Annotated in this window: 13 protein-coding genes; 10 read left to right on the forward strand and 3 right to left on the reverse strand. The window is 61.0% G+C overall.

Annotation, left to right across the window (positions count from 1 at the left end; translation table 11 throughout):
• The first annotated feature begins 387 nt into the window (after positions 1 to 387).
• The 3 genes from PQR27_RS35475 to PQR27_RS35485 all read left to right on the forward strand — a co-directional run bounded on the left by PQR27_RS35475 (position 388) and on the right by PQR27_RS35485 (position 4,086).
• Positions 388 to 1,767, forward strand: coding sequence for a leucine-rich repeat-containing protein kinase family protein (locus tag PQR27_RS35475; RefSeq protein ID WP_408528190.1), 1,380 nt, complete (start codon positions 388 to 390; stop codon positions 1,765 to 1,767).
• Positions 1,768 to 1,825: 58 nt separating this feature from the next.
• Positions 1,826 to 2,785 (forward strand): substrate-binding domain-containing protein, encoded by a 960-nt coding sequence (locus tag PQR27_RS35480; protein WP_408528191.1) that lies wholly within the window; start codon positions 1,826 to 1,828, stop codon positions 2,783 to 2,785.
• A gap of 165 nt (positions 2,786 to 2,950) precedes the next feature.
• Positions 2,951 to 4,086, forward strand: a protein-coding gene (locus tag PQR27_RS35485; RefSeq protein WP_408525957.1) for an IS3 family transposase whose coding sequence is annotated in 2 segments (ribosomal slippage) — positions 2,951 to 3,209 and positions 3,209 to 4,086 — 1,137 coding nt in all. Because the reading frame shifts where the segments join, the coding sequence is not laid out codon by codon here.
• A gap of 714 nt (positions 4,087 to 4,800) precedes the next feature.
• Here PQR27_RS35485 and phnY read toward each other — a convergent pair.
• Together phnY and phnA are read right to left on the reverse strand one after the other, a co-directional pair.
• The gene (phnY, locus tag PQR27_RS35490; RefSeq protein WP_408528192.1) at positions 4,801 to 6,258 is read right to left on the reverse strand and encodes a phosphonoacetaldehyde dehydrogenase; all 1,458 of its coding nucleotides are present in this window, start codon (positions 6,256 to 6,258) and stop codon (positions 4,801 to 4,803) included.
• 24 nt (positions 6,259 to 6,282) lie between these two features.
• Positions 6,283 to 7,518 carry a phosphonoacetate hydrolase gene (phnA, locus tag PQR27_RS35495; protein ID WP_408528193.1) on the reverse strand — a complete coding sequence of 412 codons (1,236 nt, stop codon included), beginning with the start codon at positions 7,516 to 7,518 and terminating at the stop codon, positions 6,283 to 6,285.
• A 191-nt stretch (positions 7,519 to 7,709) separates the two neighbouring features.
• Here phnA and PQR27_RS35500 point away from each other — a divergent pair, with 191 nt between their 5' ends.
• The 5 genes from PQR27_RS35500 (at position 7,710) to ald (ending at position 14,281) form a co-directional block, all read left to right on the forward strand.
• Positions 7,710 to 8,801 carry a putative 2-aminoethylphosphonate ABC transporter ATP-binding protein gene (locus tag PQR27_RS35500; RefSeq protein WP_408528194.1) on the forward strand — a complete coding sequence of 364 codons (1,092 nt, stop codon included), beginning with the start codon at positions 7,710 to 7,712 and terminating at the stop codon, positions 8,799 to 8,801.
• Positions 8,798 to 10,525 (forward strand): putative 2-aminoethylphosphonate ABC transporter permease subunit, encoded by a 1,728-nt coding sequence (locus tag PQR27_RS35505; RefSeq protein WP_408528195.1) that lies wholly within the window; start codon positions 8,798 to 8,800, stop codon positions 10,523 to 10,525. The genes PQR27_RS35500 and PQR27_RS35505 overlap by 4 nt, the downstream gene beginning before the upstream one ends.
• A 27-nt stretch (positions 10,526 to 10,552) precedes the next feature.
• On the forward strand, positions 10,553 to 11,941 hold the full coding sequence (locus tag PQR27_RS35510) for an FAD-dependent oxidoreductase (protein ID WP_408528196.1): 1,389 nt from the start codon (positions 10,553 to 10,555) through the stop codon (positions 11,939 to 11,941).
• A 117-nt stretch (positions 11,942 to 12,058) separates the two neighbouring features.
• Complete coding sequence (locus PQR27_RS35515) at positions 12,059 to 13,117, forward strand: putative 2-aminoethylphosphonate ABC transporter substrate-binding protein (protein WP_408528197.1); 1,059 nt, start codon at positions 12,059 to 12,061, stop codon at positions 13,115 to 13,117.
• A gap of 42 nt (positions 13,118 to 13,159) precedes the next feature.
• Positions 13,160 to 14,281 carry an alanine dehydrogenase gene (gene ald / locus PQR27_RS35520; protein ID WP_408528198.1) on the forward strand — a complete coding sequence of 374 codons (1,122 nt, stop codon included), beginning with the start codon at positions 13,160 to 13,162 and terminating at the stop codon, positions 14,279 to 14,281.
• Positions 14,282 to 14,409: 128 nt separating this feature from the next.
• Here ald and PQR27_RS35525 read toward each other — a convergent pair whose 3' ends face one another.
• The gene (locus tag PQR27_RS35525; RefSeq protein WP_408528199.1) at positions 14,410 to 15,126 is read right to left on the reverse strand and encodes a phosphonate utilization associated transcriptional regulator; all 717 of its coding nucleotides are present in this window, start codon (positions 15,124 to 15,126) and stop codon (positions 14,410 to 14,412) included.
• Between the two features lie 136 nt (positions 15,127 to 15,262).
• Between PQR27_RS35525 and PQR27_RS35530 the strand changes: the two genes are divergently transcribed.
• Positions 15,263 to 16,078, forward strand: coding sequence for a PhzF family protein (locus PQR27_RS35530; protein ID WP_408528200.1), 816 nt, complete (start codon positions 15,263 to 15,265; stop codon positions 16,076 to 16,078).
• Between the two features lie 265 nt (positions 16,079 to 16,343).
• Positions 16,344 to 17,369: an SGNH/GDSL hydrolase family protein gene (locus PQR27_RS35535; RefSeq protein ID WP_408528201.1), complete on the forward strand. Its 1,026-nt coding sequence runs from the start codon at positions 16,344 to 16,346 to the stop codon at positions 17,367 to 17,369.
• Positions 17,370 to 17,371: the final 2 nt, after the last annotated feature.

The raw sequence follows: 17,371 nt of genomic DNA on the forward strand, positions 1-17,371 counted from the left end.
TCCTGGCTAATTGGAGGTGTCAGGCAGAGATGGCGTCTCACCGGGCCGGGTTGACGGGCCCAAGGCGGAATCGCGCCGATATCTGACAGGTTGAACCTCGCCCTCTTTGAGCGCACTCCGGATCTTGCTGTTCAATTTCATGGGGCGCGCCACGGCGCGTTCCCGACTGGATGCAATTAGCGGATGCATTCAGCGCAAAGGGCTCATGCTAGACCTTTCGCGCACCTTTGATAAGCCATCGAGTCCCGGAGTCCGGTAACCTGGTCTGCTGGTTCCGGGAGGCTGACCGGGCGTTGCGAGAAAGGCGGGCGCGGCCGATTCGCGATCTCAGTAGAATTGATACCCTCGGCCCGACGGCCACCGGTAACCGGAATCTTCTTTACGACTGTGACAACCACACTTGATCAACTGCGGGCCGGGCAACTGGCGGGTACTCGCCGGCTCAAACTGGCATGCGGACTGACTGAATTTCCGCGCGAGATATTCGATCTGGCCGACACGCTGGAAATTCTGGACCTGTCGGGCAATGCACTGTCCACGCTGCCTGACGATTTGCCGCGCCTGAGCAAGCTGCGCATCATCTTCGCCTCCGACAACCCGTTTACCGAGTTGCCGGAAGTGCTCGGACAATGTTTGCAATTGAGCATGGTCGGCTTCAAGGCAAACCGTATTCGCAAGGTTTCAGGCCGAGCGCTTCCACCGCAATTGCGTTGGCTGATTCTGACGGACAATGAGCTCGAGGCACTCCCCGCGGAAATCGGCGCTTGCACGCAATTGCAGAAGCTGATGCTCGCCGGCAACCGGTTGAAAACACTGCCTGAAGAACTGGCCGCCTGCTCGCGGCTCGAACTGCTACGGCTGGCCGCCAATCAACTCACGGCGCTGCCTGCGTGGTTGTGGCGTCTGCCGCGGCTGTCCTGGCTGGCATACGCCGGCAATCCGTTGAGCGAGGCATTGGAGACGGCGGCGCTTACTGACACGCCGATTGGCGGGATTCGATGGGACGCATTGAAACTCGAGGCGCAATTGGGCGAGGGTGCGTCGGGTGTGATTCATCGTGCAACGCTGCTCGAAGCGGGGAGCGATGCAACGCAGCCCGTGGCCGTCAAATTGTTCAAGGGGGCCGTGACCAGCGATGGTTTGCCGGACTGCGAGATGGCTGCGTGTATCAGCGCTGGCGATCATCCGAATCTGATTCCGGTGATCGGCAAGGTGAAGGACCATCCGGAGGATGTGCACGGTCTGGTAATGGCACTGATCGATCCGGAATTCAGAAACCTGGCTGGGCCACCGAGCCTCGCGTCATGCACGCGTGATATCTATGACGCCGGCACGCGCTTCGAGTGGGCTTCGGCATGCCGCATTGCGCACGGTATTGCTTCGGCGGCGTGTCATTTGCATCGTCGAGGCGTCATGCATGGAGATCTGTATGCCCACAATATTCTGCATTGCGGCCAGGGACGCGCGTTGCTCGGCGATTTCGGCGCGGCGTCGTTCTATGCGGCTGATGACAGGGGACTCGGGGTGGCCCTTCAGCGGCTGGAAGTCCGCGCATATGGGTGTCTGCTCGAGGAGTTGATCGAACGATGCGACGGACTCGACGCCGAGCCGGGCGCCGCGGCAAAGCTGGTGGCGTTGAAGGTGAGATGTTTGAGTGAGGACGTCGGCACGAGGCCGCTCTTCGATGAAATCGTTTCGAGCTTACTGACGTTGACAGATACCGACGATCGGGCCGTGTTGACGTCACGCATGGATGGATGCGCCTGAAGGTAAACGTGAGTGCGGGGCGGCGATGTGTCTGCTGGGCCCTGGGGAGGGAAGGTCGATGACGCAGAGGATGCGCCGCCGCGTGCTGATTGCGGGCACGCTTGCCGCGGCTGGTCTGACGGGAGCGGCAGATATCGAGGCGATGCAGGGTGGCAAGCTGAAGATTGCTCTCGTGCTGAAGTCGCTTACCGACCCGTTTACGGTCGCCATGGCGAGTGCTGCGCAGAATTACCAGAAGCACTATGCGTCGCAGTTTGGTCTGACGGTGCGAGGCACGGCGACCGAGTCCGATACGGTTGCGCAGATTCGCATCGTGGAGGAGCTGATCAAGGCCAGGATGAACGCGATCGTGATTGCGCCGACGGATTCGAAGGCGCTGACGTCTATCGTGGCGCGCGCGATCAAGGCGGGAATCATCGTGATCTCCATCGACAATCCACTCGATGATGCGTCCCAGGATGCGGCGGGGATCGCTGTGCCGTTTGTCGGTCCGAACAACCGCAAGGGGGCGGCGCAGGTGGGGAATTATCTGGCGGGGAAGCTCACGGCGGGTGCTCAGGTGGGGATTATTGAAGGGCTGCCCGCGGATCGTAATGCGCAGCAACGCACGGAGGGGTGCAAGGACGCGATGATCGCGGCGGGGATGAGCGTAGTTGCGACCCGCCCGGGTGACTGGGAATATGGCAAAGGAAGAGATGTTGCGTCGAGAATGCTGGTGGATTTTCCGCAGATTCGGGCGTTGCTGTGTGGCAACGACAACATGGCAATGGGAGCCGTTGATGCGATTCGCGACGCGGGGAGAACGGGGGGCGTGTATGTCACCGGGTACAACGATATTGACGCGATTAAGCCGCTGATCGCGGATGGACGTGTGCTGGCGACGATGAATCAGTTTGCCGAACGGCAGGCGGTGTTTGGCGTGGATGTCGCTTTGAAGGCGGTGACTGAAGGGAAGAAGGAGAGGGCGCTATCGCGGGTTATTGAAACGCCGTTACAGTTGGTCACTAACGTGAAGTGAGGGCTTTTTGCCTTTGGCGGCGGCATTTTTCCTTGTGCCTATGGTGTTGGCCTTTCCTTGTGTTCTTATTGGTTTATTAGTGTTCCCCCTGTGCGGGGGGCACCTGTAGTGGTTCAATGATCCTGGACACCTCTAAAGGGGATAATTCTCCAACTGAGGTGAGAAATGAGCAGACGGAACTTTCCCGAAGAATTGAAGGCCGAAGCGGTCCAGCTAGTGGTCAGCCGGGGCTATTCGTACGCGCAGGCCGCTGAGGCGATGGGTGTTGGCGACACTGCGTTGCGTCGCTGGGTGGCCTTGTGGCGCGAGCAGCAGGCCAAACCGCCGCGAACGGTGCTGGAGCTCGAGGCAGACGCCCGGCGGATCCGCGAACTTGAGGCCAGGGTTGCCGATCTCGAGAGGGAGCGCGACATCCTAAAAAAGTCCACCGCCTTCTTCGTCAAGGAAATGGATCGCTTCGCGAAGTGATCCAGTCACTGAAGAAGGACTGGCCGGTCAGTGTGACGTGCCGTGTGATGGGCCTCGCGCGCAGCAGCTATTACGCGTTCGCCGCCCGCCCGCCGGCGGGTTCCACGCCCTGCGAGCAGATGACGGCCGCGCGTGAAATTCATCGCGAAACCCGCTGCAGCTATGGCAGCCGCAGGATGTCGGCAGCGTTGCGAAAACGTGGTCACGCGGTAGGCCGTTATCGTGCCCGCAGGCTGATGCAGCAGGCACAACTGGTGGTCACCCGAAAGCGCACGCACCGCTATCAGAAGAGCAGTGGCGAGGCGCAGGTGGCGCCGAATCTGCTGGAGCGTAATTTCGAGCCGCAGTCGATCAATCAGGTATGGGCAGGCGACATAACGTATGTGAGAACGCTTCAGGGCTGGTCTTATCTGGCCATCGTGATGGACCTGTATTCGCGCCGTATCGTCGGCTGGGCGTTCTCCCTGCAACCCGATACGGCGCTGGTGATCAGGGCTTTACAGCGGGCCCGGGAGCGACGGCGTCCACCGCCCGGAGTGATGTTCCATTCGGACCAGGGTTGCCAGTACACCAGCGCGCACTTTGTGAGCGAACTCAAGGCAAACGGCATGGTCCAGAGCATGAGCAGAAAGGGAAACTGCTGGGACAACGCGGTGGTAGAGCGCTTCTTTAGAAGCCTGAAAAGTGAATGGATCGATGAAAAAGGGTATCCCGATCACGCACATGCCGAACGCGACATCGGGGACTACATCGACGACTTTTATAACTACCGTCGCCCCCATTCGGCTGCAGACGGACAAACGCCAGTACAACGCGAAGCTTCACTTTTTTAAAAATCCCCTTTCCGGGTGTCCAGGTTTACTTGACCACTACAACCTACTTTTCTTTGCAGCCGCAAAGAAAAGTAGGCAAAAGAAAGCGGCTCACACCGCAAACTTTTAAGTGGATCCCCTGGCTTGGAGGGTGTCGTGGCTCCGTAGAGATTGGGCCTGCGCACCTTCTGGCCTGAGTGACCAGGCCGTCATGCTTCCGGCGGCGCTGCGCGCGCCGAGGCGGTACTTCATTAAACCACCCGCCGGGTTTTACGCATGCGATTTGCCCGGCGCGGTGGCTCGCGGGTGCATGGCTTGGCGGGAGTTGCGGGCTCCGTCCTGATTCCGGCACATCAAAACCATCGGTTCGCTTCAGCGCCTCGCCGAGGCGAAGCCGATGGCCCCCGCTACGCGCAAACGAAGCCGACGGTTTCCCTGGCAGACCCAACCGCGACGCACGCAGTGCGGAGTGGGAGCGGATGACGGCTGTGTCACTGACGCTTATGGACTGAGGTGTGATCCGTTAATCGCACCACAATCCCCTCCAGGCCAGGGGACCCACTTAAATGTTGGCGGTGTGAGCCGCTTTCTTTTGCCTACTTTTCTTTGCGGCGGCAAAGAAAAGTAGGTGCCCGCCCCGCACAGGGGCGACGCTAATAGACCAATAAGAAAACAAGGAAAGGCCAAAGAAGCCAGAAGCAGGAAATGCCGGCCGCCAAAGGCACACAAAAACCCCTACCCCCATGGTAACGAATACGTCTTCACATGCGTGAAGCTCTTCATCGCTTCCTGGACCCCTTCCTTATACCCAAGTCCGGAATCCTTAATCCCGCCGAACGGCGTCAATTCCAATCGATATCCAGGCACCTCCCGCACATTCACACTGCCGACCTCCAACTCGGCAATAAACCGTGTGATGTAATCAACCCGATTCGTACACACCGAAGACGACAATCCATAATCGGTCGAATTCGAAATACGAATCGCATCATCGATATCGCGAAAGCGGATCACCGGCGACACCGGCCCGAACGTTTCGTATTTGACGAGCGGCATGTCCGGCGTGACGTGATCGACGACAGTCGGCGAATACAACGCACCATCGCGGATATTCCCGCAACGCAGAACAGCCCCCCGCGCAATTGCGTCGTTGACCTGTGCTTCGAAAAACTTCGCCGCGGGCTCGTCGATGACGGTGCCCATGTCCATGTCCGGATCCGCCGGATCGCCATAACGTATTGCACGGGTCTTCTCCACCAGCAATTCGACAAAGCGGTCGGCCACCGCCTCGTGCACAAGTATTCGCTTGATCGCCGTGCAGCGCTGTCCCGAGTTTTTATATGAACCGGAAACGGCGAGTGTGCTCGCTTCCTCCAGATCGGCGTCCTCCATCACGATGATCGGATCGTTGCCACCGAGTTCGAGCACGGCGCGTCGATACCCCATCTTGCCGGCAATGTATTTGCCGATCGGCACACCACCCGTAAACGTAATCAGATCCACGTGCTCATTGGTGATCAGTTCGTCGGCGATTTCCTTCGGGTCGCCGGTGATGACCTGAAGCATCGGCTGCGGCAGGCCAGCGGCGTAGAGAATGTCCGCCAGCAGATACGTGGAGAGCGGCACCTTCTCCGACGGTTTGACGACGATCCGGTTATTGGTGGCGATCGACGGCACGATCTTGTGCGCGACCTGGTTCATCGGATGATTGAACGGCGTAATCGCGGAAATCACGCCCAGCAGCGGATCGCGCTGCGTGTACACGCGGCGCTTCTTGCCGTGTGGGGTGAGATCGCAGGAAAACACCTGGCCATCGTCTTTCAGCGCTTCATTCGCGCCGAAGATCAGCACGTCGCTGACGCGGCCGGCTTCGTACAGTGAATCCTTCTTGCACAACCCGGCTTCGGCAGTAATCAGATCGGAAATCTCGTCGATGCGCTCGCGAACCAGCTCGGCGGCGCGCCGCAGAATCTGCGAGCGCTCGTAACGCGTGAGCCGTGCCCGATAGGCGTGGGCATATGCGAACGCGCGCTTCACGTCGGCGAGCGTGGCCTTCGGCACGGTGCCGACCAGTTCGCCGTTGTACGGATTGAATACCTCGATAACCTGCTCGCGCCGGATCTGTTCTCCTCCGATGCGCAATTTTTCATGACGGACCGGCAGCGAAGGCCGCGACTCGACGATTGCGTTCATGGTGTCTCCTGAGGCAAGGGCAGGTTATTGAAGGTGGTTGAGCGCGACATCGAGAATGTCGAAATTGCGCAGGCGCGGCCGGGCGGCGACGCCGCTATCGACAGGACGGCTGAACAGCAGCGGCACACGTTGCTCGGATAGTCCGCCGTGCGAGCGCAGCGGTGCATCGAGCCCGGACAGGTCGTGGCGCGACTCGCTGGTGCCCATCACAACATGCCGCCCGGACACGACGATGACGTCGCCGAGCCGATCCCGCGGCAGTTCGAAACGTTCGCACCCCTCGGCGCCGCTCAAGGCCAGCTCGATGCCGTCGCGTGCCTTCAGTTTCGTCATCACGCGCGCCGGATCGACCGAGGCGGGCAGGTAGATCGTCGCGAACGAACCCAGGGCGCCGTGGTGAACCACGTACGGATCAGTGATCGGCAGGATCACGCGCGCGACGCCGGCGCCCAGCCATGCGTCGAGTTCGTCCTGCAGATAGATCACATTCGGCTTGCCGGCCGTGTCGTGCTTGTCGTTCATGCCGTGATCGGCGGTGATTGCAATCGTTGCGCCCAGGTCAGCCATGCGCTTCAGATACGGATCCATCATTTCGTAAAACGCGTTGGCGCCGACGCTGCCCGGTGCGCACTTGTGCTGAACGTAATCGGTGGTGGACAGATACATCAGATCGATCGGCCGCGTTTCCAGCAGACGCACACCGGCCGCGAATACGAACTCGGACAGCTCCGCGCTGTACACATCGGGGACCGGCTTGCCGACGAGTTCGAGCACGCCGCTGATTCCGTTCTCCGCCTCGGTGACCTGGTCGGCCTTCTCCGACGAAAAACAGATCCCCTCGAGCTTGTTGCCGAGCAGGCGGCGCAGCTTGTCCTTGGCGGTGACGACGGCGACCTTCGCGCCCGCGTCGGCAAACGCGGCCAGCACGGTCGGCGCGCGCAGGTACTTCGGATCATTCATCAGGACTTCGGCACCGCTGTCGCGATCGAAGAAGTAGTTACCGCTGATCCCGTGCACGGCAGGCGGAACGCCCGTCACGATCGACAGATTGTTCGGGTTGGTGAAGCTCGGCACCACGCAATCCGCCTGCAGCGCCGCGCCCTGCGCGAGGATCTGCGCGAGGAACGGCGCCACGCCGGCCCGCGCGGCTTCGGTCAGATAGTCGTACTCGCAGCCGTCCACGCAGACGACCACCAGCGGCCGGTCCATCCAGCGGTAGTGACGTCCATTCACATTGATGGTTGGGGTATTCGCGTTCATAGGGTTTCCCTTTGATTGGTCGGGGTGCGGCGGCTCTCTCAACGTTCGCGATTTCCGCGGTCATGGAAGTTTCTTTCCATGCTTGACATTAAACTTTGTCAATCGTAGATTGTCAACAACAGGCAAAAACCAAAAAACAATTTACGAGACGCCGGGCACGGAGCGAAATACCCACTTCCAGGAGGACGACGATGTCGGAGTACCTGCGCATCGAAGGGATACACAAGCAGTTCGGTTCGACCCCAGTTCTGAAAAACGTCGATCTGACGATCTTCAAGGGTGAGATGGTCTGTTTTCTGGGCCCTTCTGGTTGCGGCAAGACCACGCTGCTGCGGATCATCGCGGGGCTGGAGACGCAAAGCGCGGGCACCATCGCGCAGGCCGGCAAGGACATTTCCATGCTGCCGCCCATGCTGCGCGACTACGGCATCGTGTTTCAGTCGTATGCGCTGTTTCCGAATCTCACGGTCGCCGAGAACGTCGCGTATGGGCTGACTAACCGGAAGGCGCGCAAGGCTATGATCCGCGAGCGCGTGGCCGAACTGCTCGCGCTCGTCGGGTTGCCGGATAGCGGACCGAAACATCCCGGGCAACTGTCGGGCGGCCAGCAGCAGCGCATTGCTCTGGCGCGGGCGCTGGCTACCTCGCCGGGTCTGTTGTTGCTCGACGAACCGTTGTCGGCGCTGGACGCACGAGTGCGCGTCCGTCTGCGTCAGGAAATCCGCCAGTTGCAGCAGCGCCTGGGCGTGACGACGATCATGGTCACGCACGATCAGGAAGAAGCGCTCTCGATGGCGGATCGCATCGTCGTGATGAATCACGGCGTGATCGAACAGATCGGCACGCCCAGTGAGATTTATCGCGAACCCGCGACGCCGTTCGTCGCCGATTTCGTCGGCAAGGCCAATATGCTGCCGGCCACCGTGCGTGAGGACGGTGCGATCCAGGTGGGTGATGTTGGCCTGAACTGCGTGCGGGTGCGCGATTCGCTCAAATGCGGTTCGCGGGTATCACTGTTCCTGCGCCCGGAAGATTTCGTCGTGCGCGGCGTCGACGCGAAAACCGGCAACACGCTGCGCGGCCGCATTGAGAAGCTGGAATTTCTCGGCGCGTTCTGCCGGGTCAGCATTCAGGTGGACGGCATGACCGGCACCGAATTACTCGCCGACCTGTCGTACCACGACATGACCGAATTCGGCTTGCAGGAAGGCTCGTCGCTCAATCTCGCCGTGTTGAGCGAGCGCGTGCGGATCTTCAGCGAAGACCAGCGGAGGGTGCAATGAGCGCGACCCTCGTCGAAGCGAAGAAAACCGTCGTGCTGCCCGAATTGCGTCATCGCATGCACTGGCAGGACCGCATCGGTCATGCCGGCATGCTGCTGATAGCCGCTTTTCTGGTGTTGAGCCTGCTTGCCCCGCTCACGATGGTGGTGATGAAGTGCGTCGAGGATCGCGACGGGCGGTTCGTCGGCCTCGCCAATTTCAGCGCGTATTTCCAGACCCCGGCGCTGTGGAACTCGGTAGGGCATTCGCTCTTCGTTGCCGTCTCGGTGACGGCGATTACGATTCCGCTCGCCTTCACGTTCGCGTATGCGTTGACGCGTAGTTGCATGCCGTTCAAGGGGCTCGTGCGCAATATCGCCCTGATCCCGCTGCTCGCCCCCACGTTGCTCTCGGCGGTGTCGTTCATCTACTGGTTCGGCAACGCGGGCATGCTGCGGCGCTGGATGGTCGGTCACAGCATTTACGGCGCACCGGGCATCATCGCGAGTCTCGTGTATGCGTCGCTGCCGCACGTATTGATGATTCTGATCACCGCATTGTCGCTGACGGACGCGCGCCTGTATGAAGCCGCCGACGCCATGGGCACGAGCCGTTTGCGCAAGTTCTTCACGATCACGCTGCCCGGCGCGAAGTATGGGTTGATCAGCGCGACGATGGTGGTGTTCACCATCTGCGTGAACGACTTCGGCGTGCCGATCGTGATTGGCGGCTCGTATAACGTGCTGTCCACTGACGTGTACAAGCTCATCATCGGGCTGCAGGATTTCAACACGAGTGCGGTGGTGAGCATCCTGTTGCTGGTGCCGGCGCTTCTGAGTTTCGCCACCGATTTCTTCGTCAGACGCAAACAGCGTTCGCTGCTCGGCGCGCGTTCGGTGCCGTACGAGCCAAAGCGCTCACGCGGCTTCGACATGGCGATGCTGGCCTACTGCAGCGTGATTTGCCTGTTGATGATGGCGATCGTCGGTATCGCGGTCTATGGCTCGTTCGTGCGCTTCTGGCCGTACAACCTGTCGCTCGGGCTGAATCATTACCGCATGGGTCTGGTCGGCGCGGGCATCATCGGCGCATACAAAAACAGTCTGCAAATGGCGGCGCTGGTTGCCACCGGCGGCACCGCGCTGGTGTTCGGCGGCGCCTATCTGATCGAGAAGACGCGCGGCATGGACTGGCTGCGGCCGGTCATCAACCTGTGCGCGGTGTTGCCGATGGGCGTGCCGGGTCTCGTACTCGGCATCGGCTACATCTTCTTCTTCAATCATCCGGCCAATCCGCTGAATTTCCTCTACGGCTCGCTGCCGCTTCTCGCCATCGTCACGATCATTCACTACTACTCGTCGAGCCATCTGACCGCTATCACCGCGCTCAAACAGATCGACAGCGAGTTCGAGGCGGTATCCGCGTCGTTGAAAGTGCCGTTTTACGTGACCTTCATTCGCGTGACGGTGCCGGTGTGTCTGCCGTCCATTCTCGAGATCAGCCGCTACTTTTTCATCAATGGCATGACGACCATTTCAGCGGTCGCCTTTCTGTATTCGCCTGGCACGCAACCAGCGTCGGTGGCGATCCTGAATCTCGACGAGGCCGGGCAGATCGGACCGGCCGCGGCAATGGCAACCCTGATCGTCATTACGTCGACGCTCGTATGCGTGCTGTACGCATTGGCAAACCGCCTGCTGATCGCGCGCACGCAACGCTGGCGCCGTACGGCAACGGGCCGTTGATTCATATTCACAGTTCAAGGTAAAACGATGAGACCTTTCTGGCTCGAACAGGCGTTGCGTGGCGAAGCCGCGGACGCGCCCGCATTGCAGGGGGTAGTCAGCGCGGACGTATGTATTGTCGGCGGCGGCTTTACCGGCTTATGGACGGCGCTGCAACTCAAGCGCGCCAATCCGCATCTGGACGTGGCGCTGATTGAAGCCGACATCTGCGGCGCGGGCGCGAGCGGTCGCAACGGTGGCTGCGTGCTGACGTGGGAAACGCGCTTTCTCACCTTGCTGCGCTTATTCGGCGAGACCGAAGCGTTGCGACTGGTGCGCGCTTCGCGTCAGGCAGTCGAGCAGATCGCGGCTTTCTGCCGCGAGCACCGGATCGATGCGCAGATGCGCGTCGACGGCACCCTGTACACGGCAACGAGCGCCGCGCAGATCGGCAGTTCGGAAGCGGTGATGCAGGCGCTCGACGCGCGTGGCATGGGTTCGTTCACCCGCCTCGGCGTAGACGAGGTGCGTCGGCGCGCCGGGTCCGAGCGGCACCTCGCCGGCGATTTCTCGCCGGCCGCCGCGACGGTGCAACCTGCGCTGCTCGTGCGCGGGCTGCGGCGCGTGGCGCTCGAAATGGGCGTGCGTCTGTACGAGAAAACCGCCTTCGAATCACTGTCGTATGAACCCGGTCCTGTCGTCAACACGACCTACGGCGCGGTACGCGCGAAACGTGTGGTGCTGGCGATCAACGCATGGATGGCGCAAACCTTCCCGCAGTTCGAACGCAGCATTGCGCTTGTTTCGAGCGACATGGTCATCACCGAACGTGCGCCGGCATTGCTTGAGCGTGCCGGATTCACCAACGGTCTTTCGGTACTCGATTCACGGACCTTCGTCTACTACTACCGCACTACACCCGATGGCAGGCTGATGCTCGGCAAGGGCGGCAATACCTTCGCTTACGGCGGCCGCGTGCTGCCGGTGTTCGACGAACCGTCGCCGTATCGGACAGCGCTCGCGCGCGATCTGAGCGGATTCTTTCCCGAGTTCGCGTCGGTGCCGATCGCCGCGAGCTGGAACGGGCCATCTGATCGTTCGGCCACCGGCTTGCCGTTCTTCGGCCGCCTCGACGAGCGGCACGACGTGTTCTACGGTTTCGGCTATTCGGGCAACGGCGTCGGGCCGAGCTACATGGGTGGCGAGATCCTGTCGTCGCTCGTGCTCGGCCTCGACAACGCATGGACGCGCTCGCCGCTCGTGCGCGGGCCGCGCGGCACGTTCCCGCCGGAGCCGATTCGCTACGTTGGCTCGCTTGTCGTACGCAATGCCATCCGCCGCAAGGAACGGGCGGAAGACGCCGGCGCCAAACCCTGGTTCTTCGACGTCGCACTGAGCCGTCTTGCGCAAGCGGCGGGTAAAGCGGACAAGGCATGAAACACAGTGGATATTGATGAGATATCCGCGCACGGAATATTTGATTAGTAAGGCGAAGCAGTGAGGTATGTGAAAAGTGGATAGGGTCAAGGCGTAAAACTTCTACCGGAGAGAGACATGTTCAGACTCAATAGCACCTGTTTGCACCGCGCACGCACCGTTGCGCTGCTTGGCACCGCTGCGGTTGCCGTGTTGTTCGCCAGTACCGCCGCGGCGGTCGCGAAAACCACCTTGCTGGTCTACACGGCACTCGAGGACGAGCAGCTCCAGCCGTATAAGGACGCATTCGAGAAGGCCAATCCGGACATCGAGATCAAATGGGTGCGCGACTCGACGGGTGTGATCACCGCCAGGATCCTCGCCGAAAAGAACCATCCTCAAGCGGATGCGATCTGGGGGCTCGCCGCCACGAGCATCGCGAAGTTTGAAAGCGACAACATGCTGTTGCCATATGCGCCGAAAAACCTGTCGACCATCAGCGCGACCTATCGCGACCCGAAATCGCCACCGAGCTGGTTCGGCATGGACGTATGGGGCGCGACAATCTGCTTCAACACGGCGGCAGCGGCCGAACAGCACCTGCCGAAGCCGCAAAGCTGGAAAGATCTGACCAAACCGGTCTACAAAGGCAAGATCATCATGGCCGACCCGGCTTCCTCGGGGACCGGCTATTTCGACGTGACGGCATGGCTGCAACTGTTCGGCGAACAGGGCGGGTGGCAATACATGGACGCGCTCGACAGGAACGTCGCCCAATACAACCATTCGGGCTCGGCGCCGTGCACGATGGCCGCTTCCGGCGAGTACCCGATCGGCATTTCGTTCGAGTATCGCGCCGCGACGCTGAAAGCTCAGGGCGCGCCGATCGACCTCGTATTTCCTTCCGAAGGACTCGGTTGGGATCTGGAAGCATTCGCGATCATGAAAAACACCACCAAACCGGATGCCGCGAAGAAACTGGCCGACTTCGCGTCGAGCCGCGAGGCGAACCAGCTTTACGCGCAGAGCTACGCGATTACAGCAGTGCCCGGAACCGCGAAAGCGTTGCCGAATGTGCCCGCCAATTATCAGAGTATGCTGGTCAAGAACGATTTTTCATGGGCAGCCAATCATCGTTCACAGATTCTGGCGCAGTGGAGCCAGCGCTATGCGTCAAAGGCGGAAACCAGGCAGTAACGCGCCCGCGGCGCGATAAAACAAACGAAATGGAGGCGACAGATGTTGATCGGCGTTCCGAAAGAAATCAAGAATCACGAGTATCGCGTCGGTTTGACACCGGCGAGTGTTCGCGAATTGACGAGCCGGGGCCATCAGGTACTGGTGCAGAATTCGGCGGGCGTCGCGATCGGTCTTGCCGACGAGGCGTACACGGCGGCCGGCGCGACGTTGTGCGGCAGTGCGGCGGAAGTCTTTGCGCAGGCTGACATGATCGTCAAGGTCAAGGAGCCGCAGCCTGCCGAGTGCGCGATGCTGCGGCCGGGGCAGATTCTCTATACCTATCTGCATCTCGCGCCGGATCCTGAGCAGACGGCCGCACTGGTGAAGTCGGGCGCCGTCTGCATCGCCTACGAGACGATTACCGGTCCCGGCGGCGGGTTGCCCTTGCTCGCCCCGATGAGCGAGGTCGCCGGCCGTATGTCGATTCAGGCCGGTGCGGCGCATCTGGAGAAGTCCAAGGGTGGCTTAGGCCTTCTGCTCGGCGGCGTGCCGGGCGTCGCGCCCGCGCACGTGGCGATCATCGGCGCCGGTGTGGTCGGCACCAATGCCATGCAGATCGCCGTGGGAATGGGCGCCAAGGTGACCGTCCTCGACACTAATGTGGATCGCTTGCGTCAACTCGACCTCGTGTACGGCAATCGCATTACGACGCTGTACTCCAATGGCCAGAGCATCGAGGAATCGGTACTCGACGCCGACCTTGTAATCGGCGGCGTGCTGATACCGGGTGCTGCGGCGCCCAAACTCGTCACGCGCAGCATGATCGGCGGGATGAGGGCGGGCACGGTCGTGGTGGATGTGGCCATCGATCAGGGCGGCTGCTTCGAGACATCGCACGCCACCACGCATGCAGAGCCCACGTTTGTGGTCGATGGGGTCGTCCATTATTGCGTGGCGAATATGCCTGGCGCTGTCGCGAGAACATCGACTTTTGCGTTGAATAACGCGACGATCCGGCACGCGGTTGCGCTTGCGAACAAAGGCTGGCGACGCGCGCTAAAAGATGATCCCCATCTGAAAGCCGGTCTGAATGTCTGCGAAGGACACGTGACTTATGCCGCGGTGGCGAGGGCGCTGAGCCATGACTATGTCCCTGCGGACAGCCTGCTGGACGGCGCCTGACACGGCACTCGAGGTGCAGGGGAATTAGCTGATGTGAAGCGATGGGCACGCGAGGCGTGCCCGTCGCTATTTGCATGACAGTATGGCGTGTCTGATCTCTGGCTTCCCTTGAGCAGGAAGCTTCCTCTTTACACCGAGACGGGCTTTTTATCGGCGCTGGCGTGCCACACCTGATGGGCCTGGCGCATCCGGTCACGGCCGTGATCCAGGTGGTTGCGAATCAGGCTTTCAGTCAGGTTCGCATTGCCGGACGCGATCGCGTCGACAATGGCTTCGTGTTCGCTGGCGGACTGATCGATCGCGTCGACGTTGAGTGTCAATGCGGCCTGGCGGAACAGGCTGAGTTCGCGCACGAGGCGCCGGTAGGTATCCAGCAGCTTGCGGTTGCCGACGGCAGCCGCCATCGTGTCGTGAAACTGCAGGTTCAGGTGACCGTAGGTCTGCCCGTCGTGGCTGGTCTGGGTGAGCTTCATGGCCTCGACGATCTGCCGCAGCGCCGCCAGTTGCTCGGGGGCGATGCGCTCGGCGAGCAGGCGGCCGATATGCTCGTCGAGCATGGCGCGGACCTGATAGATCTCTTCGGCTTCTTCCAGCGACACGACGCGTACCGATACGCCGTGATTCTTCTCCGTACGCAGGAGTCCGGCTTGTTCGAGCGCGCGAAATGCCTCACGCACCGGGCCGCGCGACACACCAAGACGAGTGGCCAGTTGCGCCTCGTTCAGCTTGTCGCCGGGAGCGAGTTCGCCGCTCAGAATCAGGCGTTCGAGTTCGTCCTGCACGAGTGTGGTCAACGAGTGCTTTTTCAGCAGCTGGATGGCACCGATGGATGGCGCGTCGGTCATGGTATGCGGGCTCAGGGTAACACTTGAGACTAACGTGCCGCATCGTCAACTGTCAACAAGAACTCGCCATGCCCGGGGCCGGCAACCCGGCCTGGCTCGCGATATCATGCAAGCCACGATTTCTCTGGATAAGCGAATGGACCTGGTCCGATATCAATGCTTTGGCGCGACGCCGCACAACGGAAGCGATGCGCTACTCGTCTGTGGTCCGGAAGTGGCGAACTGGTCGCCTGCTGAGCGGCACGCGTTTACGGTAGCTCAGAAGGTTCACGCCTGCGTCTTTGTCGATCGGGACGCACCTGGCGCCGGCGTTGCATCGCTGGATTTCTACTATCCGCATATGCGCAGTCCGCTTTGTCTGCACGCGTCGATTGCCGCGGCTCGCTATGTTTGGGGTGATCGACAGCATGACGAGTCGCTGTTGCTCGTCACGGCCATGCAGCAACAGGCGCTCGTATTCGAGCTGCAAAACGAGGACGTGTATGTCTCGGTCGAACCCGTGCCCATGGTTGATCCGGACATCACCGTGCAGCAGCTTGCCGGGTTATTGCGGTGCGACGCAGGTGTGCCGTTGGGTTCGCCGGTCGTGGCGTCGATCGGCAGCGCGAAGCTTCTGGTCGAAGTGCCGGATAGCACGGTGCTGCGCGCGCTGCGGCCCGATCTCGAGGCGATCGCTGCGTGGGGACGCACAAACGGAGTCAACGGGTGCTACGTGTACACCCGTCTGGCAGCGAGCCAATATGAAGGACGCAACTTCAATCATCTCGACGAACGGCTCGAAGACACCGCGACCGGGGTGGCGGCAGGCGCATTGAGTGTCTCGCTGGGGCAGGACCTGACGGTGTATCAGGGCGAAGCTTTGGGCAACCCGTGCGTGATCCGAACCTCGCTGGCGAATGGCAACGTTCGGGTGGGTGGCCGCGTTACGCGAATCTCCTCGCAGTCGGTTTGAGGTGCGGTTCGACACATACGGCGTGGCTCGATCCTTTTGCCGGGCTTGACGCAATCACTCATGCTGCCGGCGGCGCCGGGTAGCGCCTTCCAGGACGCAAGAGGAGAAGGAGTACTCGACCAGGTTTGCCTCTTTTGCGACACACCGGTAGCCACAACGGCAATAGCGCATGTTTATTGCTTGATGGGGAGTACTCATCGGGACAGCAACGCGCGATAACGCCGCAATGTGGCGGCAGCTGCCGGTCGGTCAGGGAGGAGTGGCGATGCGAGGAATAAATGACACGGTACGCGCTGCAATTTTTGCCGTCACGATCGCCCTGCTTGCGGGCTGCGGCGGGGACGGAGGCGGCTCGAATTCGAGTAGTGGCAATCCAGCCGCACCGGCCGGCGGCATCAATCTGCAAGTGGTCTCTTTCGGCGACAGCCTTTCAGACGTCGGGACCTATGCACCCATCGCCAGCGTGGTTGGCGGCGGGCGTTTCACGACCAATCCCGGGCAAGTGTGGACTCAGAACGTCGCGCAGTACTACGGCGGCAGCCTGAGCGCCGCGTACACGATCGACCTCACGCATAAACTCAGCGCGCAGAGCGGCTTCGGCTATGCCGAAGGCGGGGCCACGGTGGCGACGCCGGCAAACCAGTCCGATTTTCTCACTGACGTGATCGGCAACATCGAAATGCCCGTCAATCAACAGGTAACGAGTTATCTGTCCGCTCATGGCAGCTTTAATTCCAGTCAACTGGTGCTGGTGTGGGCCGGCGCGAACGATGTGCTTCGTGCCGGGACGCTTCCGGCCGCCGCGCCAACCGTGGATACGGCGGCGACCGCCCTCGTTCAGGTGATCGGGGAGATCGTCCAGAACGGTGCGACGCATGTCGTGGTGGTCAATGTTCCGAACATTGGGCTATCGCCCAAGGGGATTACCTCACCGGATGGCGGGGCAAACCTGACGCAGCTATCGCAACTGTTCAACGGACGCCTGAACACCGCCTTGCAGACGGCTGGCCTGCAAGCGAAGGTCATACAGGTCGATTCCTATACGTGGATCAACCAGACCATTGCGAACTTTCAGGCCAATGGCTTCACGGTGTCGAACACCGGGGTCGCCTGCGACCCTGCGAAAACGCCCGATGCCACGGCGCTGCTGTGCTCGCCGAAAACCTACGTGACCTCCAACGCGGACCAGACGTACATGTTCGCCGACGATATCCATCCGACGACGCATCTGCACGCACTGTTTGCGCAGTACGTGGAACAGCAGATTGCCAAAACCGGTCTGGGTCACTGAGC

Origin of the sequence: Paraburkholderia fungorum, assembly GCF_046027215.1 — a bacterium.
GTDB lineage: Bacteria > Pseudomonadota > Gammaproteobacteria > Burkholderiales > Burkholderiaceae > Paraburkholderia > Paraburkholderia fungorum_D.